This window comes from Bradyrhizobium sp. WSM3983, from assembly GCF_000473045.1.
In the GTDB taxonomy this organism is placed as follows: Bacteria; Pseudomonadota; Alphaproteobacteria; order Rhizobiales; family Xanthobacteraceae; genus Bradyrhizobium.
The window spans coordinates 109,287-134,348 of the sequence record NZ_AXAY01000026.1 but is presented as its reverse complement, the minus strand read 5'-3'; the positions used below and the strand labels follow the sequence as shown (position 1 = coordinate 134,348).

The 25,062-nt window shown below is 64.8% G+C and carries 20 protein-coding genes; 11 read left to right on the top strand and 9 right to left on the bottom strand.

Annotated features, from left to right (window positions below):
• The first annotated feature begins 66 nt into the window (after positions 1–66).
• From YUA_RS0129850 to ppc, 3 genes are all read left to right on the top strand, one after another.
• Positions 67–1,158, top strand: coding sequence for a rhomboid family intramembrane serine protease (locus YUA_RS0129850; RefSeq protein WP_027533992.1), 1,092 nt, complete (start codon positions 67–69; stop codon positions 1,156–1,158).
• 47 nt (positions 1,159–1,205) lie between these two features.
• On the top strand, positions 1,206–1,610 hold the full coding sequence (locus YUA_RS0129845; RefSeq protein WP_027533991.1) for a YccF domain-containing protein: 405 nt from the start codon (positions 1,206–1,208) through the stop codon (positions 1,608–1,610).
• A 959-nt stretch (positions 1,611–2,569) separates the two neighbouring features.
• Positions 2,570–5,368 carry a phosphoenolpyruvate carboxylase gene (gene ppc, locus YUA_RS0129840; RefSeq protein WP_027533990.1) on the top strand — a complete coding sequence of 933 codons (2,799 nt, stop codon included), beginning with the start codon at positions 2,570–2,572 and terminating at the stop codon, positions 5,366–5,368.
• Positions 5,369–5,421: 53 nt separating this feature from the next.
• Here the strand turns inward: ppc and YUA_RS0129835 are convergent, their stop codons facing one another.
• Genes YUA_RS0129835 through YUA_RS0129825 form a run of 3 tightly spaced genes read right to left on the bottom strand, consistent with a single transcriptional unit; the run spans position 5,422 to position 7,898 of the window.
• Entirely contained in the window at positions 5,422–6,336 is a 915-nt protein-coding gene (locus YUA_RS0129835) for an SDR family oxidoreductase (protein ID WP_027533989.1), read from the bottom strand.
• A 5-nt stretch (positions 6,337–6,341) separates the two neighbouring features.
• A complete protein-coding gene (locus YUA_RS0129830) occupies positions 6,342–7,481 on the bottom strand; it encodes a thiolase (RefSeq protein ID WP_027533988.1) in 1,140 nt (379 codons plus the stop codon).
• A 3-nt stretch (positions 7,482–7,484) separates the two neighbouring features.
• Positions 7,485–7,898, bottom strand: coding sequence for a Zn-ribbon domain-containing OB-fold protein (locus YUA_RS0129825; protein ID WP_027533987.1), 414 nt, complete (start codon positions 7,896–7,898; stop codon positions 7,485–7,487).
• Positions 7,899–8,072: 174 nt separating this feature from the next.
• Between YUA_RS0129825 and YUA_RS0129820 the strand changes: the two genes are divergently transcribed.
• From YUA_RS0129820 to alkB, 4 genes are all read left to right on the top strand, one after another.
• The gene (locus YUA_RS0129820; RefSeq protein ID WP_027533986.1) at positions 8,073–9,422 is read left to right on the top strand and encodes an amidase; all 1,350 of its coding nucleotides are present in this window, start codon (positions 8,073–8,075) and stop codon (positions 9,420–9,422) included.
• Positions 9,415–10,101, top strand: coding sequence for a DUF2848 domain-containing protein (locus tag YUA_RS0129815; protein WP_027533985.1), 687 nt, complete (start codon positions 9,415–9,417; stop codon positions 10,099–10,101). The genes YUA_RS0129820 and YUA_RS0129815 overlap by 8 nt, the downstream gene beginning before the upstream one ends.
• A 153-nt stretch (positions 10,102–10,254) precedes the next feature.
• The gene (locus YUA_RS0129810; RefSeq protein ID WP_027533984.1) at positions 10,255–10,998 is read left to right on the top strand and encodes a 2OG-Fe(II) oxygenase; all 744 of its coding nucleotides are present in this window, start codon (positions 10,255–10,257) and stop codon (positions 10,996–10,998) included.
• 35 nt (positions 10,999–11,033) lie between these two features.
• Positions 11,034–11,687 carry a DNA oxidative demethylase AlkB gene (gene alkB, locus YUA_RS0129805; protein WP_027533983.1) on the top strand — a complete coding sequence of 218 codons (654 nt, stop codon included), beginning with the start codon at positions 11,034–11,036 and terminating at the stop codon, positions 11,685–11,687.
• A gap of 121 nt (positions 11,688–11,808) precedes the next feature.
• Here alkB and YUA_RS0129800 read toward each other — a convergent pair whose 3' ends face one another.
• From YUA_RS0129800 to hpaH, 6 genes are all read right to left on the bottom strand, one after another.
• The gene (locus tag YUA_RS0129800) at positions 11,809–13,434 is read right to left on the bottom strand and encodes a thiamine pyrophosphate-dependent enzyme (protein WP_027533982.1); all 1,626 of its coding nucleotides are present in this window, start codon (positions 13,432–13,434) and stop codon (positions 11,809–11,811) included.
• Between the two features lie 25 nt (positions 13,435–13,459).
• Positions 13,460–14,329 (bottom strand): fumarylacetoacetate hydrolase family protein, encoded by an 870-nt coding sequence (locus tag YUA_RS0129795; RefSeq protein WP_027533981.1) that lies wholly within the window; start codon positions 14,327–14,329, stop codon positions 13,460–13,462.
• Between the two features lie 176 nt (positions 14,330–14,505).
• A complete protein-coding gene (gene hpaD, locus YUA_RS0129790; RefSeq protein WP_027533980.1) occupies positions 14,506–15,489 on the bottom strand; it encodes a 3,4-dihydroxyphenylacetate 2,3-dioxygenase in 984 nt (327 codons plus the stop codon).
• 26 nt (positions 15,490–15,515) lie between these two features.
• Complete coding sequence (gene hpaE, locus YUA_RS0129785; RefSeq protein WP_027533979.1) at positions 15,516–17,054, bottom strand: 5-carboxymethyl-2-hydroxymuconate semialdehyde dehydrogenase; 1,539 nt, start codon at positions 17,052–17,054, stop codon at positions 15,516–15,518.
• On the bottom strand, positions 17,047–17,445 hold the full coding sequence (locus tag YUA_RS0129780; protein WP_027533978.1) for a 5-carboxymethyl-2-hydroxymuconate Delta-isomerase: 399 nt from the start codon (positions 17,443–17,445) through the stop codon (positions 17,047–17,049). The genes hpaE and YUA_RS0129780 overlap by 8 nt, the downstream gene beginning before the upstream one ends.
• A gap of 32 nt (positions 17,446–17,477) precedes the next feature.
• The gene (gene hpaH / locus YUA_RS0129775) at positions 17,478–18,284 is read right to left on the bottom strand and encodes a 2-oxo-hept-4-ene-1,7-dioate hydratase (RefSeq protein ID WP_027533977.1); all 807 of its coding nucleotides are present in this window, start codon (positions 18,282–18,284) and stop codon (positions 17,478–17,480) included.
• A 125-nt stretch (positions 18,285–18,409) separates the two neighbouring features.
• Between hpaH and hpaR the strand changes: the two genes are divergently transcribed.
• The 4 genes from hpaR to YUA_RS0129755 all read left to right on the top strand — a co-directional run bounded on the left by hpaR (position 18,410) and on the right by YUA_RS0129755 (position 25,044).
• Positions 18,410–18,928, top strand: coding sequence for a homoprotocatechuate degradation operon regulator HpaR (gene hpaR, locus YUA_RS0129770; protein WP_027533976.1), 519 nt, complete (start codon positions 18,410–18,412; stop codon positions 18,926–18,928).
• A gap of 338 nt (positions 18,929–19,266) precedes the next feature.
• Entirely contained in the window at positions 19,267–20,043 is a 777-nt protein-coding gene (locus YUA_RS0129765) for an HpcH/HpaI aldolase/citrate lyase family protein (protein ID WP_027533975.1), read from the top strand.
• 99 nt (positions 20,044–20,142) lie between these two features.
• The gene (locus YUA_RS0129760) at positions 20,143–21,666 is read left to right on the top strand and encodes a UxaA family hydrolase (RefSeq protein ID WP_027533974.1); all 1,524 of its coding nucleotides are present in this window, start codon (positions 20,143–20,145) and stop codon (positions 21,664–21,666) included.
• Between the two features lie 105 nt (positions 21,667–21,771).
• Complete coding sequence (locus YUA_RS0129755; RefSeq protein ID WP_027533973.1) at positions 21,772–25,044, top strand: DUF2126 domain-containing protein; 3,273 nt, start codon at positions 21,772–21,774, stop codon at positions 25,042–25,044.
• The last annotated feature ends 18 nt before the right edge of the window (positions 25,045–25,062 follow it).

Below are 25,062 nucleotides of genomic sequence, written 5' to 3'. Positions count from 1 at the left end.
GCTGGGGTGGCAAACATCATGTGGCTCGGGTAGGCTGCCGTTCTGTCCAGACGTTAGCGATCCCCCATGCCCTCATACCGCGCCAGTCCCGGCTTCTTCGAAGTCCCGCATGCCGCCGTCTACGCGCTGATGACGGTGACCGTCCTCGCGTCGGGGTTTTGCTTCATCCAGGCGGGCGGCCCGGCGGCGCCGGCGGAGTTGCTGTATCGCTACGGCGGCATGTATTCGACCGCAATCGCGCGGCATGAGTACTGGCGCCTGTTCGCCTATGGCCTCCTGCACGTCAATTTCGTCCACCTCACGATGAACATGTTGTGCCTCGTGCTGTGGGGCGGACATCTCGAGCGGCGGGTCGGACCGGCCTATTTCCTTGTCATCTATCTCTGCGCGATGGTGTTCGGCGCCGTCATCGGCAATGGCATCCACTCGACGCCCTATTTGACGGTCGGTGCGTCCGGCGCCACGTCGGGCATTCTGGGCGCTCTGCTGTGCCTGTGGATCCTCGGCAAGCTCGACGTGAGATTCGACTTCTTCGCCATCAACATCGGATTGAACATCGCGTTTGCGCTCGGCAATTCCCGCATCGACTGGGGCGTCCATCTCGGCGGCTTTGCGGCCGGGCTGATCGCCTGCGCATTGCTGGACCTCGTCGAGAAGGCGAATCCCTACGCGCTTCGGTGCAAGTTTCCCGAAGCCGTGAAGGTCAATCTGACCCTGCTTGCCTGTGTTGCGGCACTGTGGGCCTGGAGCGGCCAGGCCCAGGCTATCGCAGCCGGCGTTTCCGGATGGGGCCTGGCCATCGTTATCGTGGTCGCATGTTGTGCCGTCGTGAAGCTGATTGATCTCGTCCTCTCCATGAAGAAGGGTCTTGCGATCGTCGTGATGGCCTTGGCTGGAGCGAACGCTGCCGCCGTGATGCTCTCCGGTTGGGCGCTGGCATCGTCTTGCAGCCCGCGCTGGCCAACGGGGTCCGTGCCGCTCGATAATTTTCTCGTCACATTCTGTCTCAATCCTGTTCTCATTGCGGGGCTGGCCGCGATCGGCGCCGCGGCGCTGACGCTGTGGCTCTGCGCGAAGGAGATCTCGCGCGGGATCGAGGATGTTGGATTTGTCGGCACATCGCTGCGTGCCGAACGCAGCCGGCGTCGTGGACTATGACCGCGGCGGTCGTGCTATAAGAGGGCTCATTGACCCCGGATCATGCCATGGCCCCAGTTTCCATTCTGCTCAACGTCATCTGGATTCTCATCGGCGGTGCCTGGATGGCATTCGGCTGGCTGGTGGCGTCCATCATCATGGCGATCACCATCATCGGCCTGCCCTGGGCGCGGGCCGCGTTCAACATCGCCGTGTATGCCCTGCTGCCGTTCGGCTCGCGCGCGGTCAGCCGCGATGAGGTCACGGGCGCAAGCGATATCGGCACCGGCCCGCTTGGGGTGATCGGCAACATCATCTGGTTCGTGCTGGCCGGCTGGTGGCTGGCGCTCGGCCATGTCCTAACGGCCGTGATCTTCGCCGTCACCATCATCGGCATTCCCTTTGCCTGGGCTCATCTGAAGCTCGCGGGCATCGCGCTGTGGCCGATCGGCAAGGTGATCGTACCGGCCTAGGACGGGGAGCCATCAATGTCGGTTTCCGGGGTCAGCTCGTAGGATGGGTAGAGCGCCAGCGAAACCCATCAATCCGCCCGCAGACACGAAGGATGATGGGTTTCGCAAGGGCTCAACCCATCCTACGCGTGCTTACACGTGCTCAAGCGCCTTCGCCCCCAATCCCTCGCGTTGCCCGACGGGCAAAACACGCCATAGGCAGGTCAAGGACAGCGTCCCGAAATATTCTGATTGACCGAAATTGCATCTTCGGGTAAACCGCAAAGCATCCCGGCCCGTCAAAGGGACGTTTCGCGATCGTCACGATACGTCGGCCGGGATGCGATGGACGCGGTAGCGCCGGCGCGTGACGGGGTGGCAGGGCGGGCTGAACCTGTGAGTCATTCCGATCCGCGGGATCGACACGGCGCGGTCACAGCGTCTCTCTTTGGCCTCGGGGGCGAGCACGCGCGAGCTTCCGAATGGTTGGGGAGGGATGTCCGCGGACGGCAAAAGCGTGTGGTCCTGGCGCCCGAAGTCTGTGCGTCAAGGCTTGCGGTGATGCGGCGGCCCGACCGGGCGCGCGCATCGGTCATCCGCAAGGCGACGGGGGCAATAGTGCATCGCTCCCCGTGGAGAGCACGCCATAAGCCGTAAAACCATTGCGCAGGGAAGGCCGGATGTCCCGGCGTCACCTGTGGTCACCCCGCGTGCGTTTTTCGCGTGCGGACCCTGGGTGCCAAGCCGGCGCCCGGCCTTCCCTGCGCCCTTTCTTCTCGATGAGGGCAAACGGACAGCAAAGCTTCGGGCGCCTGCGCCGCGAAACCGAGAACGTGCGCGCGCCGTTGTGCGCGGTCCATCCTGCCTCGGCCAGCCATCTTGCCGCGCCGCCATCAAGTTCATCTTGCACTGCGGTAGAAAAATTCGCACACTCCTCCGGACCGAGGAGCCATTAGGAGCTCTAAAAGGGGAGCGAACCAATGTCCCTCCAGACCGTACCATCAGACGCCGCCGATCTTCGCCCGAACAGGCCCGAGGACGCCCAGGCGCTGGAGGCCGATGCGCGGCTGCGCGACGATATCCGCCTGCTCGGACGCATCCTGGGCGACACGGTGCGCGACCAGGAGGGCGCAGACGTGTTCGACCTGGTCGAGCGCATCCGGCAAACCTCGATCCGGTTCCACCGCGACGAGGACCGGGTTGCCCGCCGCGAGCTCGAACAGATCCTCGACAGCATGTCGACCTCGGAGACGGTACGGATCGTCCGCGCCTTCAGCTATTTCTCCCACCTCGCCAATATCGCCGAGGACCAGAACAACATCCGCCAGATGCGCGCCCGTACTGCCGCCAAGAATGGCGGCTCCGGCGTGCTCGCGGAAACGCTGGCCTATGCCAAGGGCGCCGGGATCAGCTCCGACGTGCTGCGCAACTTCTTCAAGAGCGCGCTCGTCAGCCCGGTTCTGACCGCGCACCCGACCGAGGTGCGCCGCAAGAGCACCATGGACCGCGAGATGGAGGTCGCAGCTCTGCTCGACCGCCGCGAGCGGGTTGCGCTGACGGAGGACGAAGCCGCCGCCAGCGACGAGCAACTCCGGCGCGAGGTGCTGACACTGTGGCAAACCAATCTGTTGCGCCGGACCAAGCTCACCGTGCTCGATGAGGTCGCCAACGGCCTGTCGTTCTACGATTACACCTTCCTTCGCGAGGTGCCGCGGCTGGTCAATTCGCTGGAAGACCGGCTGGAGGAGGGCGGTGAGCAGGCCGCCAGCGAGCTCGCCTCTTTCTTAAGAATGGGAAGCTGGATCGGCGGCGACCGCGACGGCAATCCCTTCGTCACCGCCGACGTCATGCGCGGCACGCTGCGGCTGCAGTCGAGCCGGGTGATGCAGTTCTACCTCAACGAGCTGCACGTGCTCGGCTCGGAACTGTCGATCGCGGCGCATCTCGCCGACGTCTCCGAGGAGCTGCGGACGCTGGCGGAGCGCTCGCCCGACACCTCGCCGCACCGGAGCGGTGAGCCATATCGTCTGGCGGTCTCCGGCATCTATGCCCGGCTGACGGCCACGGCCGAAAAGCTCGAGGTCGAGATTACCCGCCGTCCCGTCGGCAAGGGCGCGCCCTATGAGAGCGTCAGGGAGCTCCAGGCCGATCTCGACGTGCTGCACCGCTCGCTGATCTCCAACAACGCCCGCGTCATCGCCCGCGGCCGGCTGCGGCTGTTGCGGCGCGCGGTGGATTGCTTCGGCTTCCATCTGGCGCGGCTCGACATCCGCCAGAACTCGGCCGTGCACGAACGCACCATCGCGGAGCTGATGGATGCCGCGAACCCCGGCATGTCCTACCTCGCGCTCGGCGAAGACGCGCGCATCTCGTTGCTCACCAACGAATTGCGTAGCACGCGCGCGCTGGTGTCGCCGTTCGTCAAATACAGCGACGAGACCATGGGCGAGCTCAACGTCTTCCATGCCGCCGCGGAGGCGCATGCGCTGTTCGGCTCGGATGCCATTCCCCAATGCATCATCTCGATGTGCAAGGGCATGTCGGACATGCTCGAGGTAGCCGTGCTGCTGAAGGAGGTCGGCCTCGTCCATCCCTCCGGCCGCAGCGCCATCAACATCGTGCCGCTGTTCGAGACCATCGAGGATTTGCAGGCGTCAAGCAGCATCATGGATCGCATGCTGTCGCTGCACGATTATCGCCGGCTCGTCGACAGCCGCGGCAGCGTGCAGGAGGTCATGCTCGGCTATTCCGACTCGAACAAGGATGGCGGCTTCGTCACTTCGGGCTGGGAGCTCTACAAGGCCGAGATCGGCCTCGTCGAAGTGTTCGAGCGTCATCACGTGCGGCTACGCCTGTTCCACGGCCGCGGCGGGTCGGTCGGCCGCGGCGGCGGACCGAGCTACGACGCCATCGTCGCCCAGCCGGGCGGGGCCGTGAACGGCCAGATCCGCATCACTGAGCAGGGCGAGATCATCTCGTCGAAATATTCCAACGCAGAGGTCGGCCGCAACAATCTGGAGATCCTTGCCGCAGCGACGCTGGATGCCAGCCTGTTGCAGCCGAGCCAGAGCGCGCCGCGCCGCGAATACCTGACTGCGATGGACGAGCTTTCGAACCTCGCCTTCAAGGCCTATCGCGGCCTCGTCTACGAGACCGACGGCTTTGTCGACTATTTCTGGGCGTCGACCGTCATCAACGAGATCGCGACGCTGAACATTGGCAGCCGTCCGGCCTCGCGCAAGAAGACGCGCGCGATCGAGGACCTACGCGCGATCCCCTGGGTGTTCTCCTGGGCGCAGTGCCGCCTGATGCTGCCGGGCTGGTACGGCTTTGGCAGTGCGGTCGAGCAATGGATCGCGGAGCATCCCGACAAGGGCATGCCGTTCCTGAAAGAGCTCTACAAGGAATGGCCGTTCTTCCGCATGCTGTTGTCGAACATGGACATGGTGCTGGCGAAAAGCTCGATCGCGATCGCCTCGCGCTATGCCGAGCTGGTGCCGGACGAAGCCCTGCGCGAAAAGATCTTTGGTCGCATCCGCCGCGAATGGCATTCCTGCATCGAGACGTTGCTCGACATCATGGATCAGGATCGGCTGCTGCAAGGCAACCCGCTGCTGGAGCGCTCCGTGCGCCACCGTTTCCCCTATCTCGACCCGCTCAATCACGTGCAGGTCGAGCTCTTGAGGGCGCATCGCGCGCAGAACCCGGACGAGCAGGTGCTGCGCGGGATTCAGCTGACGATCAACGGCATCTCGGCGGGGCTGCGGAATACGGGTTAGGGGGAATGGCGAGTAGCGCCTATTCGCCATTCGCCGCTCACTATCCGCGCAAGCTACACCGGATCCCACGGGAAGATGTCGGCGGAGCGATCGAGCTTGTAGAACGAGCCCTTCAGCGCCGGCATGCCGTGTTCCGCGATCGATTGCGGCGTCCAGCCTTCGCTGCGATGAACCGAGCGCAGCGGCCGGTTCTGGCTGAACAGGAACAGCTCGTTCATGCGCGCGCCGAAGATCTGCCCGGAGACGTCCTTGGCAGCATCGGAGAGTAGATAGGCGCAAATCGGCGCAATCTTCTCCGGGCCCATCTGCTTGATCTTCTCGACGCGCGCCTTCTCGGCCTCGGTCTCGGTCGGGATGGTACCGATCATGCGGGTCCAGGCGAACGGCGAGACGCAATTCGAGCGGACGTTGAAGCGGCCCATGTCGAGCGCGATCGATTTCGACAGGCCGACGATGCCGAGCTTGGCGGCAGCGTAGTTGGCCTGGCCGAAATTGCCGATCAGGCCCGAGGTCGAGGTGAAGTGCACGAAGGAGCCGCTCTCCTGCTCGCGGAAGATGCGCGCTGCCGCGTGCGAGACGTAGAACGAGCCCATCAAATGCACCTTGATGACGGCCTCGAACGCCTCCACGCTCATCTTGTGGAAGATCATGTCGCGCAGGATGCCGGCATTATTGACGACGCCGTCGAGCCGGCCGAAATGATCGGTCGCGGTCTTCACGATCTTGCTGGCGGGAACGGCTTCCGCCACCGACTCGAAGTTGGGGACAGCGATGCCGCCGCGCTTCTTGATCTCCTCGACCACCTCCTCAGCGGGCGTGACGCTCGCGCCGGCGCCGTCGGCGGCCCCGCCGGGATCGTTGACGACGACCTTGGCGCCTTCCGCCGCGCAGAGCAGCGCGATTTCGCGCCCGATGCCACGGCCTGCGCCGGTGACGATGATGACCTTGTCCTGCAGTGACTTGCTCATGTGGGTTACCTCTCGTTCGTAAACACGATCGTGCCACTTGCGGCGAACATGCCGCCGACACCGTGGCACACTGAAATCCTCGCGTTCGGCACTTGCGCCGGCGCGATGCCGCGCATCTGGCGCACGCTCTCCTGGAGCGCATACATGCCGTACATGCCCGAATGCATGTAACTCAAGCCGCCGCCATTGGTGTTGAGCGGCAGCTTGCCGCCGGGCCGCGTGTTGCCGTCCGCGATGAACTTGCCGGTTTCTTCGTGCGGCATGAAGCCGAGATCGCCGAGGCCGAACAGCGGCAGATGCGCGAAGGCATCATAAATCATGAGATGGTCGACGTCCCCGTGCGCGATGCCGGCCTCCCTAAAGGCGAGCGGTCCCGCGGTCTTGAACGCGCGCGAGGAATTGAAAGTCTCCATCTGGCTGACCATCGGCGTCTCGACGCTCTCGCCGGTGCCCATGATGTAGACGGGCTTGCGCGGAAAATCCCTGGCGCGGTCGGCTGAGGTCAGGATCAGTGCGCCGCCGCCGTCGGTGACGAGGCAGCACTGCAAGAGCCGGAACGGATAGGCGATCATGCGCGAGTTGAGGACGTCGGCGACCGTGATCGGGTCCTTCATCATCGCGCGCGGATTCTTCGCCGCCCATTCGCGCTGCACGACCGCCACCGAAGCGAGCTGCTCATGCGTGATGCCGTAGGTCTTCATGAAGCGCAGCACGGGAATCGGGAACATGCTGGGCGGGCCGAAGACGCCATAGGGCGCCTCGAACTGCCCTTGCAGGCTGTCGGCGGGGATCGAGCGCGGCGCCTTGCCGATCATCGACTTGCCGCTCTCGGCATGCGTGATCAGCACGGTCTTGCACAGACCCGCCTCGATCGCCGCGGCGGCATGGCGGACGTGCAGCATAAACGAGCAGCCGCCGACCGAAGTGCCGTCCACCCAGGTCGGCTTGATGCCGAGATAGTGACAGACCTGCTGCGGCGTCTCGACCGCGGTGGCAAAGCCGTCGACGTCCGAGAGTTTCAGCCCGGCATCCGCAATGGCATTCAGCGCCGCATCCGCGTGGAGCTGGAGCTGCGACATGTTGGGGATGACGCCGAGCTCGGTGGTCTCGGCCGCGCCGACGACGGCAACCTGGTTCTTGCGCATGGCTTACCCCTTCGCCGGACGGAACACGGGAAGGGTGATCTTGTCGTCGAGTGCCTCGAAGGCGACCTCGAGCTTCATGTCGAGCTCCAGCGCTTCCGGTGTCTGCGGGCAGTCGATGATATTGCTCATCATGCGCGGCCCCTCGGCGAGCTCGACCACCGCGATCGCGTAAGGTGGCGTGAAGCCGGGCGCGGCGGGGCGGTGGTTGATCACGTAGCTGTAGAGAAAACCCTTGCCGCTCGCCTTGAAGACGGAGACTTTCCGCGACGCGCAGGACGGGCAGAACGGGCGCGGCGGGAAGTAGACATGCGCGCAGGCGTCGCACCGCTGCAGGCGCAATTCGCCCGCTTTCGTGCCGTCCCAGAAATGCTGGGTTTCCGGCGTCGGTTTCGGTCGCGCGCGCTGCGGTTCGGCCATGTGGCTCCTCCCAAGGGACAGGCTTCGCGCCCGCCTGTTTCGATCTTGATGCGACAATTGACTATGGGGCGTCAACGGTCCAGCAGACAGCATGCATGCCATCATGCGCACAATGCTTGTGTCGAACTGAGCCGGCGCTATAGATTGCGCGCGCAAATATTCCGTGAGACAGACATGCCCGATTTTCCGACACTGGCGAAGCTCGCCGAGGACCTCGAAAGCGGCCGCACCACCTCCCGCAAGCTGGTCGAGGCGTGCATCGCCAGGATCGCCGACCCCGCAGGCGAGGGCCAGCGCACCTTCATCCATGTCGACAAGGACGCCGCGCTCGTAGCCGCGGACGCGATGGATGCCCTGCGCAAGGTGAAGGCCGCGCCGTCGTGCTATGCCGGTATTCCGGTCTCGATCAAGGATCTCTTCGATATCAGGGGACAGACGACGCGCGCCGGCTCTCGTGCGCTCGACGATTCCGATCCAGCGGAGCACGATGCGGCGGCGGTTGCGCGGCTGCGCCACGCCGGCTTCGTCGTGATCGGGCGGACCAACATGACCGAATTCGCCTATTCCGGCATCGGCATCAATCCGCATTACGGCACGCCAAAGGGGGCCTGGAACCGGGCCGTGGGCCACGTGCCCGGCGGCTCGTCCTCGGGCGCGGCGGTGTCCGTGCTCGACGGCATGGCGCATGGCGCGCTCGGCACCGACACCGGCGGCTCCTGCCGGATTCCGGCGGCCTTCAATGGTATCGTCGGTTACAAGCCGACGCAGCGCCGCGTGCCGCTGGACGGCTCGGTGCCGCTGTCGTTCTCGCTTGACAGCATCGGTCCGCTGGCGCGATCGGTCAGCTGCTGTGCCATTCTCGACGCCGTGCTCGCCAGCGAGCCGATCCTCGCGCTGAAGCCGCGCCCCGTGAAAGGCATGCGGCTCGCGGTGCCGACCACGATCGCGCTCGACGACCTCGACGCAGAAGTCTCCGGGACCTTCGAGCGCGCGCTGAAATCGCTCGCCGATCACGGCGCCATCATCGAGCGCATCGAGATGGCGGAATTCCACGACATCGGCCCGATGAACGCCAAGGGGGGCTTTGCCGCGTCCGAAAGCTACGCCTGGCACCGCTATCTCATCACGGCCAAGGGCGACGTCTACGATCCCCGCGTGTCCGTCCGCATCATGCGCGGCGAGGCGCAGAGCGCGGCGGACTACATCGATCTCGTCAACGAGCGCCGCTCGCTGATCGCGCGCGTCAATGCCCGCATCGCGCCCTATGACGCGCTGGTGCTGCCGACCACCGCCAACACGCCGCCGAAGATTTCAGATCTAGCCGACGACAAGGTGTTCACCACCCAGAACATGCGCGCGCTGCGCAATTGCACTCTGATCAACATGATCGATGGCTGTGCCATCTCGATCCCTGCTCATCGCGAGGGCGACGTCCCCGTCGGCCTGATGCTGGCGGGCGCGGGTGGATCCGATCGTCGTATCTTCGAACTTGCTGCCGGCATGGAGGCCGTCATTCGTGTTTGACCTGACTTTCACCGTCGACGCCCAGGACACCACCACGCCGCTGACGCTGGCGATCGACCAAATGGTCATCGCCGGTTGGACCGGCCGCGACGCGATCGCGCGCGACAAGCACATAGCCGAGCTCGAAGCCATGGGCATCGCGCGGCCGGCGTCCACGCCGATCTACTACCGCGCCTCGCCGCGGCGGCTGACCCAAGAGGACAGCATCGAATGCTGCGGTGGGGACTCGTCCGGCGAGGTCGAGTTCGTGCTGATCGGCTGGCAGGGCCACATCTTCGTCGGCTGCGGCTCCGACCACACTGACCGCAAGGTCGAGGCCTACAACGTCACGGTCTCCAAGCAGATGTGCGACAAGCCGATCGCATCGACGCTGTGGGAGCTCGAAGACGTCATCGGCCATTGGGACAGGATGATTTTGCGCTCCTATGCCACGATCAAGGGCGAACGCGTGCTCTACCAGGAGGGCACGCTCGACGCGATGCTGCCGGTCGCCGACCTCATCGCGCGAGGGTTTGACGGCAAGAAGTTCCCCGACGGCTGCGCCATGTTCGGTGGCACGTTTGCAGCCAAGGGCGGCATCCGCCCCGCCGACCGCTTCGAGTTCGAGCTTGAGGATCCCGTGCTGAAGCGGACGATCAGGCACGGGTACGACGTCGTGACGCTGCCAGTGCGGGGCTGAGGTCCTTCTTCCGTCATTGCGAGCGTAGCGAAGCAATCCAGACTGGTTCCGCGGAGGGATTCTGGATTGCTTCGTCGCAAGAGCTCCTCGCAATGACGGGAGAGAGCGGAAATCGGGTGGCGCCGGGGGATCAGTCTTGCGAAAGTCGTGATCATGACAGCAACAGCACGAAAATCAGCCCACACCTCCGCCGACATCGCCGCCCAAGTCGACGCCCTCGACTGGCCCCAAATCATCGCCGAGCTCGACACCCAGGGCTGCGCCGTCCTGAAGGGCCTGCTCACACCGGAGCAATGCCGCGCCGTCGCCGCGCTCTATCCCGACGACACGCAGTTCCGCAGCCGCATCGTCATGGGCCGCCACGGCTTTGGCCGTGGCGAATACAAATATTTCTCCTATCCGCTGCCCGATCTGATCGCGGAGCTACGCCCGGCGCTCTATGCGCATCTGCAAGGCGTCGCCAATCGCTGGAACGAGGCGATGGGGATCGACATCCGCTATCCCACAGCGCATGCGGCGTTCCTCAAGCGCTGCCACGAAGCAGGGCAGGCGCAGCCGACCCCGCTGCTGCTGCAATACGAGGCCGGCGACTTCAACTGCCTGCACCAGGACCTCTATGGCGAGCACGTCTTCCCGCTTCAGGTGGCGATCCTCCTGTCGGAGCCGGGCCGCGACTTCAGCGGCGGCGAGTTCGTGCTGACCGAGCAGCGCCCGCGCATGCAGTCCCGCGCCGAGGTCGTGCCGCTGGCGCAAGGCGACGCGGTCGCCTTTGCCGTGCATCATCGCCCGGTGCAGGGGACACGCGGCACGTACCGCGTTAATTTGCGCCATGGCGTCAGCCGGATTCGCTCCGGCCAGCGCCACACGCTGGGTGTGATCTTCCATGATGCCAAGTGAACATGACAAGTGAACATGCGAAGTGAGCAGAGCAATTGACGGCTGATCTGTTCGATAGCGTCGCCGAGGCGCAGCAGTCTCGCGAGGAGATCGCCGACGGCGCCGTGCTGCTGCGCGGCTTCGTCAAGCCGATCGAAAGCGAGCTGATCGAAGCCGTGCGCGCGATCGTGGCGCAGTCGCCGTTCCGCCACATGACCACGCCTGGCGGCCGCCTGATGTCGGTGGCGATGACCAATTGCGGCGAGCGCGGCTGGATCACCGATCACACCGGCTACCGCTATGATCCCATCGATCCGCGAACCGAGGCGCCGTGGCCGGCAATGCCGCCCGTGCTCCGCGACCTGGCCCGCCGCGTGGCAGAGCAGGGCGGCTTCACTTGCTTCGCGCCCGATGCCTGCCTCGTCAATCGCTACGAACCCGGCACGCGGCTGTCGCTGCACCAGGACAAGGACGAGCTGGATTATTCGGCGCCGATCGTCTCGGTTTCGCTCGGCCTGCCCGCGACCTTCCTGTTCGGCGGCCTGGCGCGCAGCGACAAGCCGCGCCGCTTCCGCCTCGTCCACGGCGACGTCGTGGTCTGGGGCGGGGCCAGCAGGCTCGCCTATCACGGCGTCGCGCCGCTCGCCGACGGCGAGCATGCGCTGCTCGGGCGCAAGCGGATCAATTTGACGTTTCGCAGGACGCGCTAGTCCATCCCCTCATCCTGAGGAGCTTGCGTAGCAAGCGTCTCGAAGGATGAAGGCCGAGATGCGAGAGCCGGGCCTTTCATGGTTCGAGACGGCGCTTCGCGCCTCCTCACCATGAGGATCACTAAGGCTTCGGCGGGTGAATGAAGGCCCACGGACTGACCTCCGAATCCCGCGTCACCTCGACCGAGATCAGGTACGGCCCGCCATGCGCGAGCGCCTTCTCCATCGCCGCCTTGAACTGGTCCGGCGCGGTGACGCGCGCGGAGGCGACGCCAAAGGATTCCGCGAGCTTGACGAAATCCGGATTGACCAGATCGGAGGCCACCACGCGGCCGTCAAAACGTTCGCGCTGGTCGCGGCGGACATTGCCATAGGCGTCGTTGTTGAACACCAGCGTCACCACGCCGATGTTGAACTGCACGGCGGTGGCAAGCTCCTGCACGCCGAACATGAAGCCACCATCGCCGGTGATCGCGACCACGGGCTTGTCGGGGTTCGCGACCTTGGCGCCAAGCGCGGTCGGAAAACCCGAGCCGAGCGTGCCCTGATAGCCCGAGGTGATGAAGGTGCGCGGCTCGTAGATCGGAAAGCCGTACCAGGAGGCGAAGCCGAATTGCGACAATTCATCGGTGACGATCGCATTCGCCGGCAGCACCTCGCGCAGGATGTTCAGATACGCCATCTGCGGCTGGATGCGCTGGATCTCTGCCAGCGCGGTCGCGGTCGCCTCGCGGATCGCCGCGCGGCGGCCGGCGGTCTTGCCGTAGCCGGCCTTGCTGACGGCGGCGGTGAGATCGGCCGTCGCAGCTTTGGCATCGGCAACAATAGCAGTGTCGGAGATGAATCGCCGCATCTCGACGGGATCGATGTCGATGCGGATGCTCTTCAACCCGTCGGGACGGAACGGCCAGCGCGACATGGTCGGCAGCTCCAGCCGCGTGCCGATACCGATCATCAGATCGGTCTTGGCCCACAGCTTGTAGGCGGCGGCCATGGTCAGGCCGAGCTCGTGCGCGTTGGAGACGATGCCGCGGCCGCTGCGGAAGGCGACCACAGGCGCGTCGATCATCTCGGCGAGCTCGAGGATCTCCTCGCGCGCCTCGATCGCACCGCTGCCGACGAAGATCATCGGCGCCTTGCTGCTCGTGATGAGCGCGACCGCCTGCTTGATCATGTCAGGATCAGGTTGCGGGGCGGGCAACGGTTCCAGCACCCGCGCGGCGGCAGTGTCCGCGCGCTGCGTAAAGATATCCCAGGGCATCTCCACCGAGGCGGGACCGCGGCGGCCGGACGTCATCTCCTGGAACGCGCGTGCCACGGCGGTCGGAGCGTTGCCGGGATGTTCGATGCGATCGGCCCATTTCACATAGGTGCGCAGGGTCGCGAGCTGGTCCGGCATCTCGTGCAGATGGCCGCGGCCCTTGCCGAGAAACTGCGTCGGCACCTGGCCGGTGACGCACAGTACCGGCTCGTTGCAGCCATAGGCGGTGAGCAGCGCCGCGCTGGCATTGAGCACGCCGGGGCCGGGCACCACGCTGAACACGCCGGGCTTGCCGCTGGCGCGCGCGTAGCCGAACGCCATGTAGCCGCAGGCCTGCTCATGCCGCGCGCCGATCACCTTGAGCTGAGCCTGATGGAAGGCGTCGAACAGCCCGTAGACCTGCGCGCCGGGCAGGCCGAACACGGTGTCGACGCCATGGGCGACGAGCCCGCTTACGATCGCTTCGCCGCCGGTGAGGGTGGTCATTGCATCATTCCATTCGCGTTGTTGGTCAGGTTTCGTCGACGACGCCGTTGCGCAGGTTGCCAATGCCCTCGGCCGCGACCTCGATGACGTCGCCCGGCTTCAGGTAGCGCGGCGGATCGAACCGTGCGCCGGCGCCGGTCGGCGTGCCCGTGACGATGATATCGCCGGGAATGAGCGTCGCGAAGGTCGAGATATAGCTGATCAGGTAGCGGAATGGGAACATCAGGCGGCCGGTAGAGTCGTCCTGCCGCAGCTCGCCGTTGACATGCGTGGTCAGCCTGATGTCGGCGATCTGCGCCTCCCTCATGTAGGGCACGAGCCAGGGGCCGAGGCTGCCGCTGGAATCAAAGTTCTTGCCTTGTGTGACGTTGAATTTGGCGTGGCGGAGCCAGTCGCGCACCGAACCTTCGTTGCAGAGCGTGAGCGCGGCGATGTGGTCTAGCGCGGCGCTCTCGGCAATATGCCGGCCGGGCTTGCCGATCACCAGCACGATCTCGCCCTCGTAGTCGAGCTGCGCGGATGCGCGCGGGCGCACCAGCGGCGTGTCGTGGCCGACGAAAGAACGGGGCGAGCGCATGAACATGCTCGGATATTTCGGCGTGTCCTGGCCGTCCTTGTACTCGGCATTGCGGTCGGGATAGTTGACGCCGATGCAGATGATCTTTTCCGGCGCGGGCACCGGCGGCAGCCAGGTGATGTCGCCGAGCGCGTGGTCCGGCGTGAGGCTGGCGGCTTCTTCGGCAAGGCTCGCGAGTTTTCCGGCTGCAATCACCTCGCGCAGCGTCGGATAGTCCCTGGCATGGCGCGGGGAGAGATCGACGATGCCGCCCTCCAGGACGGCGCCGTAGCGGGTTTCACCCTTGACGGAGTAGGTGGCGAGGCGAGGGAGCTTCATCGGCGACTCACTGTTTCTTTGTCGTCCCGGCGAAGGCCGGGACCCATACCGCGTGATCTATCGATCGGACGTGATGACAATCCCGAACGGCCAGCCTTCGCCAAACCCCATCCTGTGGTTATGGGTCCCGGCCTTCGCCGGGACGACGGGGAGAGAGTTCGGGCCGGCAACTCGCATCAATCCGCCACCAGCACGTCGGCCACGAACTTTGGCTCACGTACTGCTTGCCCTGTGAACGGCGAGCCTTGTTCGAACCAGGAGCGCGGCGCCGGCGCGCCCCACAATGTCTGGCGCCGCGGATCGCGCAGTGACCAGCGCAGCGGCTCGTGGTCGTGATCGCCCGTAAAGTAGTCGCTGGTGTAGAGCTCGAGGCGATGCCCGTCGGGATCCCGGACGTAGAGGAAGAACGCATTCGAAATGCCGTGGCGTCCCGGGCCGCGTTCGATGTTCTTGACGAAGCCTGCCGAAGCCATCACGTCGCAGAGATGGATGATGTTCATCGCGGTCGGCGTCCAATAGGCGAAATGGTGCAGCCGAGGGCCTTTGCCGTTGGTGACGGCAAAATCGTGGACATTGCCCTTGCGGTGCATCCAGGCGGCTGCGATGCGGCCGTTCGGCCCGTCCTCTTCGGCATATTCGGTGAGGCGAAAGCCCAGCCGCGCATAGAACTCGACGGTGTCCTGCACCTCGGCGGCGAAGACATTGAAATGATCGAGCCGCTGCGGGTGACAGCCCTTGTAGAGATCGAAGCGGCGGAGCAAATGCGGCCGGCGGTCCATCGACGCATAGAGCTCGATCTGGAAGCCGAAGGGATCGGTGAATTGCAGCGTGCGGCCCTGGAACGGCTGGTCGACGAAGCCGTAGCCAAGGCCGTTCCCGGAGAGAAACTTTGCGGCCTTGTCGAGGTCGCCGTCATTGCCAACCTTGAAGCCGAGCCGATTGCAAGCGGGCGCCGCGGCCTTGCGCAGCACCAGCGAGTGATGCTGATGCTCTTCGGCTGCGCGCAGGTACACGACATTGTCATCGGCGTCCTCGACATGCAGGCCGACAATGGTCTCGTAGAACGCGCGGCTCAGTTTCAGATCGGTCACGTCGAGCACGACGTGGCTGGAGCGGATGATGTTGAACGGCGGCTCGAAGATGTGTTGCGGTACGGGCATTGCGTTTCCCCTCGGAACGACGAGCGTCAGATTCCCAGTTTCTGAATCTTGTGCGTGCCCCGCGCCAGCGAGACGTGCTTGGTTTCCATGTAGAAGTCGAACGAGTAGTCGCCGCCGTCGCGGCCGATGCCTGAGGCCTTCATGCCGCCGAACGGCGTCGGCAGATGGCGGACGTTCTCCGAGTTCAACCAGATCATGCCGGCTTCCAGCGCATCCGCAACGCGCAATGCGCGGCCCACATCGTTGGTCCAGACATAGCCGGTGAGACCATAGCGGATGTCGTTGGCGATCTCGATCGCCTCCGCCTCGTCTTTAAAGGGCAGCACGGTGAGGAAGGGACCGAACACCTCTTCCTGCGCCACGCGCATCTTGCCGCTCGCGCCGGTGACCAGCGTGGGCTCGACATAGTGTCCGCCGCCCGGGCCGTCATAGGCTTTGCCGCCGACCGCAATCGTGGCGCCGTCCTGGCACGCGACGTCGAAATAGGAGCAGACCTTTGCCAGGTGCCGCTCGTGGATCAGCGGCCCGATTTCGGTTAAGGGATCGAGGGGATGACCGACCTTCAGCGCCTTCACGCGCGCGGTCAGCTTCTTGATGAACTTCTCCGCGATATTCTGCTGGATCAGCAGGCGGCTCGAGGACGTGCAGCGCTCGCCATTGAGCGAGTAGATCATGAAGACGACGGCATCGAGCGCGCGGTCGAGATCGGCATCGTCGAACACGATCACGGGGTTCTTGCCGCCGAGCTCGAAATGCACGCGCTTCAGGGTCGGCGCGCCCTGCACCATGATCGCGGAGCCCGTCGCGCTCTCGCCGACGAAGCCGATCGCCTTGATCGCGGGGTGTTCGGTGAGCGCCTTGCCGGCCTCTTCACCAAGGCCGTGGACGGTGTTGAGCACGCCGTCGGGTACGCCGGCCTCCTTGACGAGCTTGGCCAGGATGGCGGCGGTCACCGGCGACCACTCGGCCGGCTTGTGCACGACGGTGCAGCCAGCGGCGAGGGCAGGGGCGATCTTCCAGGTCGAGAGCATGAACGGCGTGTTCCATGGCGTGATCACGCCGATCGGGCCGATCGGCACGCGCGTCGAGATATTCCAGTGCTCGTCGCTCGGCGTATTCTGTCCATCGCGCGCCTCGGCGCATTTGTCGGCAAAGAAGCGAAAGTTCTCGGCGGCGCGGATCGCGGCCTTGGCCATGAAGCGATAGGCCTGGCCGGTGTCGATGCATTCGAGCACGGCGATGTCCTCGGCGTTGTCTTCGATCGCATCGGCGACGCGATGCAGCAGCTTTTTCCGCATCGCGGGGCCCATGTCGCGCCAGGATTTGAAGGCGAGCGCAGCGGCAGTCGCTGCGGCGTCGATGTCCTCGGCATCGCCGCGAGCCACGGTTGCGAGCGTCGCGCCATCGACCGGCGACTTCGTCTCAAAGGTCTGACCGGAGATTGACGGGACGATCTTGCCGTCGATCATGTGACCGATGCCGTCCGCCTGCAGCTTCTTCAGCAGCGGCGCGACGCGGTCGCGATTGGCCTGAAACACGTCGGCTTTGGGCGTGGGCTTATCCATGGGCAGCCTCCACTTTCAGGGCATCGTGGATGTTGTTGCGCTTCCAGCTGGTGTCCTTGTCGTTGATCTGCATGTCGAAGGACAAAGCGAATTTGCTGGCGGAGAAGACGGGATCGAGATGCTTGGAGAGCGCCTGGAAGACGTGCTCGCCCGCCTTCTGCCGCGTGGCGAGGTCGCGACCCTCGCCGATGCGCAGCACCATGTCGAGAAAGCCGTAGTCGTTCCGCACGTCGGCAACCGCATAATGCTCGCACCTGACCGCGCGGACACGGATGCCGCCGAGCGGGAAGATGCCGGTCTCGACCGCCGCCTTCCGCACGACCTCGCACACGGCGCCGATGTCGAGTCGGCTGTCGAGATTGGCCGAATATTCGATCGTGAAATGCGGCATGGCGGTTTCACTCCCTGTGTATTCTTATTGCTTCAGGCGAAGTAGCAGCTGACCGAGCCGTAGGCGCCATAATCGGCCTGAATTGTGTCGCCCTTGCGGGTCTCGATCGGACGGATGAAGGAGCCCGCGAGCACCACCTGGCCGGGCTCCAGCGCGAGTCCAAGCGGCGCGATCTTGTTGGCGAGCCAGGCAACGGCAGTTGCGGGATGATTGAGCACGCCGGCGGCAAGGCCGGTCTCCTCGATCTGGCCGTTCTTGAAACAGAGCGCGCCGATCCAGCGCAGGTCCGCGTCGAGCGGACGGATCGGCCGTCCGCTAAGGACGATGCCGGCATTCGCCGCATTGTCGGCGATGGTGTCGCAGATTTTTCGCGTCGCTTTGGTCTTGGGATCGACGCGCTCGATGCGCGTGTCCAGGATCTCCAGCGCCGGCACCACGAAGTCGGTGGCGTTGAGCACGTCGAACATCGTGCAGTCGGGACCTGAGAGGCGCTTGCTCATCACGAAGGCGAGCTCGGCCTCGACCCGTGTCGCGATGAAGCGCTCGGTCGGGATAAGGCCGCCATCGGCGAAGAACATGTCGTCGAGCAGCACGCCGGAATCCGGCTCGTCGATGTCAAGCGCGCTCTGCATCGCCTTCGAGGTCAGGCCGATCTTGTGGCCTTTGACGAGGCGTCCCTCGGCGATCTTGATGTCGACCCACGCCTTCTGAATCGCGTAGGCATGGGCGATGGTGATGTCGGGAAAATCCTGCGAGAGCTGCCGGATCTGCACGCGGGTCTTCTCCGCCTGGTGCAGACGGTTCGCACAAGCTTGGATATCGTCTTTGGAAAGCGCCATCGGTGAACGACCAAAATCGTGGTGCCGAAAATACTTAACATGTTAAGTTGATGCGTCAAACACAATTCGGGCTTGCTGCACTGCAAACGTTTTGCGGTCTGAAAGGGCGACTTTGAAAGGGCGTCATGGCGAAGAGACCTGCTGATCCCCCGAACGGAAGCGCACCTGCCGCGCGCCAGGTGCCGATGCGCGATTTCTCGCAATCGCTGCCGATGTCGCTCTTACGGGCACGCGAGGCGGTGATGCGGCAATTTCGCCCATCGCTGCGCGAGCACGGCCTGACCGAGCAGCAATGGCGCATTCTCCGCGCGCTCGCCGCCATCGAGGCTGCGGAGGTCACGGAACTCGCGCGCACCGCGTTTCTCCTCGGGCCAAGCCTGTCGCGCATCCTGCGCGATCTCGAGGCGCGCAATCTGATCGAGCGCAAGACCGCGAAGACGGACCAGCGCCGCAGCATGGTCTCGATCTCGAAGGAGGGCGTGAAGCTGATGGCCTCCGTCGCGCCGTCCTCGGAAGCGATCTATGCCGAGATCACGCAGCGCTTCGGCGCGCGCAAGCTTGCCGAGTTGCAGGAGATGCTCGGAGAGTTGGAACAGAGTCTCGCAGGACCAGGCGCCGGCGACGGGGCAGGTGCCGAGGAGTGAAAGCAGATATGCGCAGTCGGGCGGCGACGGCCATGGACATCCCCGGTGTTTTTCGGTCAAAGGTGCTGATTCCCGGCGATCCCGAGCGGAAAACCCTGATCAAGCGCACGAAAAGGCATCCCCTTGCCGGATGACACCCGGGCGGCGATAGTGGACGTCGCCCGCGAGGCCCGCACCCAGTGGGCGAGCGCATAGGTCTTGCGTCATTGCGAGCGTAGCGCGGCGACCCGGTTCGCGGTAACAGCGAGGTCGTGCTGTCGTGGCGCTCGGCGTGGTGACGACGGTCTAGACAACGCGGTCCAAAAACACGGTCCAAACAAACGAAGAAGGAAGGCAACGTGGCGAACAAGGTCAAGGAAATCTGGAAGTCGGGCAAGGCCGTGGTCAACGCGTGGCTGGCTATACCCTCCGGCTTCTCGGCTGAGATGATCGCGCAATGCGGCTTCGACAGCGTCACCGTCGATATGCAGCATGGCGTGCAGGATTATCTCTCGATGGTGCAGTGCTTCCAGGCCATGGACAAGCACCCGGTGACCCCGATGGTCCGCGTGCCCTGGAACGAGCCCGGCATCATCGGCAAAGTGCTTGACGGCGGCGCCTATGGCGTGATCTGCCCGATGGTCAACACGCCGCAGGAAGCCAGGAACCTCGTTTCCTATTCGAAGTACCCGCCGAAGGGCGTCCGCTCCAACGGACCGATCCGCGCCGGCATGTACGGCACCGCGGGCTCCTACCAGAAGACGGCCAACGACGACATCGTGCTGCTGCCGATGATGGAGACGAAGACGGCGGTCGAGAACATGGAAGCGATCCTCGACGTCGAAGGCCTCAACGGTGTCTATATCGGCCCGTCCGACCTCGGCTTCTCCTACGGCCTCGAGCCGAAGCTCGATCGCACCGAGCCTGAGATCCTCGCGATCTACGACAAGATCATCAAGGAGTGCGACAAGCGCGGGCTCTTCCCGGGCATCCATTGCAGCGGCGCCGAAGGTGCGGCACGCGCCATCAACATGGGCTTCAAGCTGGTGACGCTCTCGAACGAGGTCGGCATGATGACGACCTACGCCAAGATGCAGGTGAATGCGACCCGCAAGGATTCAGCCGGCAAGGCCTAGGAAACTCGCGAATGGCGAATGGGGAGTAGCGAATGGTGCCGCTCCCCTTTTTCCATTCGCCACTCACCATTCGCTACTCGGCTCCGAAGGAGATTCGCCATGACCATCAGCCCCGTCATTCGCCTGCATCCCGCTGACGGCGTGCTGATCGCGCGCGCGAGCCTGCCGCCGGGAACAGTGGTCGCTGATGGCGTGACCACGGTCGAGCGCATCCCCTCCGGCCACAAGGTCGCGATCAAGCCGATCGCGGTGGGCGAGCCTGTCATCCGCTACGGACAGATCATCGGCTTTGCGACGATGCCGATCGCGCCCGGCCAGCACGTGCACGTGCAGAACATCGGCATGGGCGATTTCGCCAAGGACTACGCCTATTGCGCCGACGTCAAGCCGACGCCGAATTTCGACCTGCCGGCGACCTTCGAGGGCATCCGCCGCCCGGACGGCCGCGTCGCCACGCGCAACTATATCGGCATCCTCACCTCGGTGAATTGCAGCGCGCATGTCGCAAGCCTCGTCGCCGACGTCTTCAAGAAGAATCCCTTCACCGGCGACAATCCGCTGGCCGAATTCCCCAATGTCGACGGCGTGGTCGCGCTGACCCACAAGACCGGCTGCGGCATGACGCAGAACGAGCCGCTCGCGCTGCTCCGCCGCACGCTCGGCGGCTATGCGCGGCACGTCAATTTCTCCCACGTCATCGTGCTGGGGCTGGGCTGCGAGGTGAACCAGATCGGCGGCCTGATGGAAGAGCAGAAGCTCGCCGGCCGCCTGCGTGCGATGGACATCCAGGAGGTCGGCGGCACCCGCAAGACGGTGGAAGCCGGCATCGCCTTCGTGAGCGAGGCACTCGCCGACTCCAACAAGGTCAAGCGAGAGTCCGTGCCGGTGAGCGAATTGACCGTGGCGCTGCAATGCGGCGGCTCGGACGGTTATTCGGGCGTGTCGGCTAACCCTGCGCTCGGTGCTGCCAGCGATCTCATCGTCCGTCACGGCGGCACCGTGATCCTGTCGGAAACGCCCGAGACCTACGGCGCCGAGCATCTGCTCACGCGCCGTGCCGTGAGCCGCGAGGTCGGCGAGAAGCTCGTCGATCTCATGCGCTGGTGGGACGAATACACCGAGCGCGAAGGCGCCGAGATGAACGCCAATCCGAGCCCAGGCAACAAGGCCGGCGGTCTCACCACCATTCTGGAAAAGTCGCTCGGCGCGATGGCGAAGGCCGGCACCACCAATCTCGTCGACGTGCTGCGCTACGCCGAGCCGGTGACCAAGCGCGGCTTCGTGTTCATGGACACGCCCGGCTACGATCCGGTCGCCGCCACCGGCCAGGTCGCCGGCGGCGCCAACCTGGTCTGCTTCACCACCGGCCGCGGCAGCGTGTTTGGCTGCAAGCCCGCGCCCTCGATCAAGCTCGCCACCAACACGCCCATGTACAAGCGCATGGAAGAGGACATGGACGTCAATTGCGGCACCATCCTCGAAGGCGAGGAGAGCGTCCAGGAGTGCGGCGAGCGCATCTTCGATCTCATCCTCAAGACCGCGTCCGGCCAGCCGACCAAGAGCGAAAGCTTCGATTTCGGCGGCGCCGAGTTCGCGCCCTGGGTGCTGGGCGCGACGATGTAGTTGAGCGTGCAGCCCGTGCCGTAGGCACGCGCTGCCCGTTGTTAATGCTTGATCGAGGTCACCAGCAGTGTTCTGCTCAAAAAAGCTGCTGGAGCACCGTACCCCGTGTCGATCTACGTCGCATTACACCACGTCACGCACTACAAATACGACCGCCCGATCGATCTGGGACCGCAGACCATCCGCCTGCGGCCGGCGCCGCATACGCGCACGCCGATCCTGAGCTATTCGCTCAAGGTTACGCCGGCCAATCACTTCGTGAACTGGCAGCAGGACCCGCAGGGCAACTGGCTCGCCCGCTACGTCTTCCCGGAGAAGACGACCGAGTTGAAATTCGAGGTCGACTTCACGGCGCAGATGACCGTGGTCAACCCGTTCGACTTCTTCGTCGAGCCCTACGCCGACAGCTTTCCGTTCGACTACCCGAAGGACCTCAAGACCGAGCTGGCGCCGTATCTCGAGACCATCAAGCCCGATCCCGCGTTCGCAAAATATCTCGCCTCGATCCCGCGCGAAGCGCCGAACACCGTCAACTTCCTGGTCGATTTGAACAGGGAGCTGCAACAGAGGATCAACTACGTCATCCGCATGGAGCCGGGCGTGCAGACGCCGGAGGAGACGCTCTCCTCTTGCGCCGGATCGTGCCGCGACTCCGCCTGGCTTCTGATCCAGACCTTCCGCCATCTCGGCCTCGCCGCCCGTTTCGTCTCCGGCTATCTGATCCAGATCCGCCCCGACATCGATCCGATCGAGGGACCGCCGGAGGTGGAGAACGATTTTACTGATCTGCACGCCTGGGCCGAGGTCTATCTGCCGGGCGCGGGCTGGATCGGCTTCGATGCGACCTCCGGCATGCTCGCGGGCGAGGGGCACATCCCGGTCGCGGCAACACCGCATTATCGTTCGGCTGCGCCGATCTCCGGCGGCGCCGGCTTTGCAGAAGTCGAATTCGATTTCGATATGAGCGTCCGCCGCATCCGCGAAGCGCCGCGTATCACAAAGCCATTCTCGGACGAATCCTGGACGCGGCTCAACGATCTCGGCGAGCAGGTTGACGGCGATCTCGCAGCCCAAGACGTGCGCCTCACCATGGGTGGCGAACCGACCTTCGTTTCCGTGGATGATCTCGAAGCGGCGGAGTGGAATACGGAAGCCGTCGGCCCGACCAAGCGCGCGCTCGGTGACGATCTGATCCGCCGCCTGCGCAACCGCTTCGCAGCCGGAGGCCTGCTGCATTACGGCCAGGGCAAATGGTATCCCGGCGAGAGCCTGCCACGCTGGGCCTTTGGCCTCTACTGGCGCAAGGACGGCGTGCCGATCTGGAAGAATGGCGACCTCATCGCCAAGATCGAGAAGCCCAAGCGCGCCGTGACCGAGGACGCCGAGGATTTCATGGAAGGCACGGCGGCGCGGCTCGGGCTCGATCCCGGCTACATCATTCCGGCCTATGAGGACACCGCCTATTGGCTGCTGAAGGAGGCCGAGCTTCCCGTCAACGTCGATCCGTCCGATTCCAAATTGTCCAATCCGGAGGAACGCGCGCGCATGGCGCGGGTGTTCGATCAGGGCCTCCGCAAGCCACGCGGCTATGTGCTGCCGGTGCAGCGCTGGAACGCGCCGCCACGCTGGCGCAGCGAGCGCTGGCAACTCCGGCGCAATCATCTGTTCCTGATGCCCGGCGATTCGCCTCTCGGCCTGCGCCTGCCGCTCGACTCGCTCGGCTACGTCCCACCCGATCAATATCCCTACATCATCGAGCGGGATCCGATGGAGGCGCGCGACAAGCTGCCGGTGTTCAGCCTCCCGGCGCGCCCGGAATCGCCGCCGCCGCGGGTCGCGCCCGAGCAGCTCAACACGTCCGTCCCCGTCCGTACCGCGCTGTCGATCGAGGTCCGCGACGGCGTGATCTGCGCCTTCATGCCGCCGGTCGAACGCATCGAGGATTATCTCGAAATGATCGCGGCGCTCGAAGCCACGGCCGAGGAGATGCAGCTCCAGGTCCATGTCGAGGGCTATGCACCGCCGTTCGATCCGCGCATCGAGGTCATCAAGGTGACGCCTGACCCCGGCGTCATCGAGGTTAATGTCCAGCCGGCAAAGAATTGGCGCGAGGCGGTCGACATCACCGTCGGGCTCTATGAAGATGCCGGCAAGATACGCCTCGGCGCCAACCGTTTCCTGGTCGATGGCCGCCACACCGGCACCGGCGGCGGCAACCACGTCGTGGTTGGCGGCTCGAGCCCACAGGATTCGCCGTTCCTGCGCCGGCCTGATCTTTTGAAGAGCCTGGTGCTGTACTGGCAGCGGCATCCCTCGCTGTCCTACTTCTTCTCCGGCCTCTTCATCGGCCCGACCAGCCAGGCGCCACGCATCGATGAGGCGCGTCACGACAGCATCTACGAGCTCGAGATCGCACTCTCGCACGTGCCGCCGCCGGGCTACCAGACGCCGCTGTGGCTGGTGGATCGGCTGTTCCGGCATCTGCTCGTCGACATCACCGGCAACACCCATCGCGCCGAGATCTGCATCGATAAGCTCTATTCGCCGGATGGTCCCACGGGCCGGCTCGGCCTCGTCGAATTCCGCGCGCTCGAAATGCCGCCGGATCCGCGCATGTCGCTGGCGCAACAGCTCCTGATCCGCGCGCTGATCGCAAAGTTCTGGCGCGAGCCCCAACAAGGCAAGTTCGTGCGCTGGGGCACCGCGCTTCATGATCGCTTCATGCTGCCGCATTTCATCTGGGAAGATTTTCAGGAGGTGCTCTCCGAGCTCAAGAGTTCCGGCTATCCGTTCGAGCCGGAATGGTATCTGGCCCAGCTCGAATTCCGCTTCCCTGCCTTCGGCCGCGTCCACCAAGGCGGCGTGACGCTGGAGTTGCGCCAGGCGCTGGAGCCCTGGCACGTGCTCGGCGAGGAAGGCTCGGCCGGCGGCACCGTGCGCTATGTCGACTCGTCGGTCGAACGGCTCCAGGTCAAGGCGGAAGGTTTTGTCGAGGGACGCCACATCGTCACCTGCAACGGTCGCCGCCTGCCGATGACCTCGACCGGCCGTTCGGCCGAGGCCGTGGCCGGCGTCCGCTTCAAGGCCTGGCAGCCGGCCTCCGGCCTGCATCCGACCATCCCGGTCCACGCACCCCTGACCTTCGACCTGATCGACACCTGGAATGGCCGCTCGCTCGGCGGCTGCGTCTATCATGTCGCCCATCCCGGCGGCCGCAGCTACGACACCAAGCCCGTCAACACCTATGAGGCCGAGGCGCGGCGGCTGGCGCGCTTCCAGGACCACGGCCATACGCCCGGCCCCATGCAGCCGCCGCCCGAGGAACGCACAAATGAATTCCCGCTGACCCTCGACTTGCGGACCCCGCTTCTGCAATGAGTATGATGGTGGGGCAGG

Bases quoted from the DNA above. Each gene is read 5' to 3' on its own strand.
- YUA_RS0129850 (WP_027533992.1), top strand. From the start codon at position 67: ATGCCCTCATACCGCGCCAGTCCCGGCTTCTTCGAAGTCCCGCATGCC.
- YUA_RS0129845 (WP_027533991.1), top strand. From the start codon at position 1,206: ATGGCCCCAGTTTCCATTCTGCTCAACGTCATCTGGATTCTCATCGGC.
- ppc (WP_027533990.1), top strand. From the start codon at position 2,570: ATGTCCCTCCAGACCGTACCATCAGACGCCGCCGATCTTCGCCCGAAC.
- YUA_RS0129835 (WP_027533989.1), bottom strand. From the start codon at position 6,336: ATGAGCAAGTCACTGCAGGACAAGGTCATCATCGTCACCGGCGCAGGC.
- YUA_RS0129830 (WP_027533988.1), bottom strand. From the start codon at position 7,481: ATGCGCAAGAACCAGGTTGCCGTCGTCGGCGCGGCCGAGACCACCGAG.
- YUA_RS0129825 (WP_027533987.1), bottom strand. From the start codon at position 7,898: ATGGCCGAACCGCAGCGCGCGCGACCGAAACCGACGCCGGAAACCCAG.
- YUA_RS0129820 (WP_027533986.1), top strand. From the start codon at position 8,073: ATGCCCGATTTTCCGACACTGGCGAAGCTCGCCGAGGACCTCGAAAGC.
- YUA_RS0129810 (WP_027533984.1), top strand. From the start codon at position 10,255: ATGACAGCAACAGCACGAAAATCAGCCCACACCTCCGCCGACATCGCC.
- YUA_RS0129800 (WP_027533982.1), bottom strand. From the start codon at position 13,434: ATGACCACCCTCACCGGCGGCGAAGCGATCGTAAGCGGGCTCGTCGCC.
- YUA_RS0129795 (WP_027533981.1), bottom strand. From the start codon at position 14,329: ATGAAGCTCCCTCGCCTCGCCACCTACTCCGTCAAGGGTGAAACCCGC.
- hpaD (WP_027533980.1), bottom strand. From the start codon at position 15,489: ATGCCCGTACCGCAACACATCTTCGAGCCGCCGTTCAACATCATCCGC.
- hpaE (WP_027533979.1), bottom strand. From the start codon at position 17,054: ATGGATAAGCCCACGCCCAAAGCCGACGTGTTTCAGGCCAATCGCGAC.
- YUA_RS0129780 (WP_027533978.1), bottom strand. From the start codon at position 17,445: ATGCCGCATTTCACGATCGAATATTCGGCCAATCTCGACAGCCGACTC.
- hpaH (WP_027533977.1), bottom strand. From the start codon at position 18,284: ATGGCGCTTTCCAAAGACGATATCCAAGCTTGTGCGAACCGTCTGCAC.
- hpaR (WP_027533976.1), top strand. From the start codon at position 18,410: ATGGCGAAGAGACCTGCTGATCCCCCGAACGGAAGCGCACCTGCCGCG.
- YUA_RS0129760 (WP_027533974.1), top strand. From the start codon at position 20,143: ATGACCATCAGCCCCGTCATTCGCCTGCATCCCGCTGACGGCGTGCTG.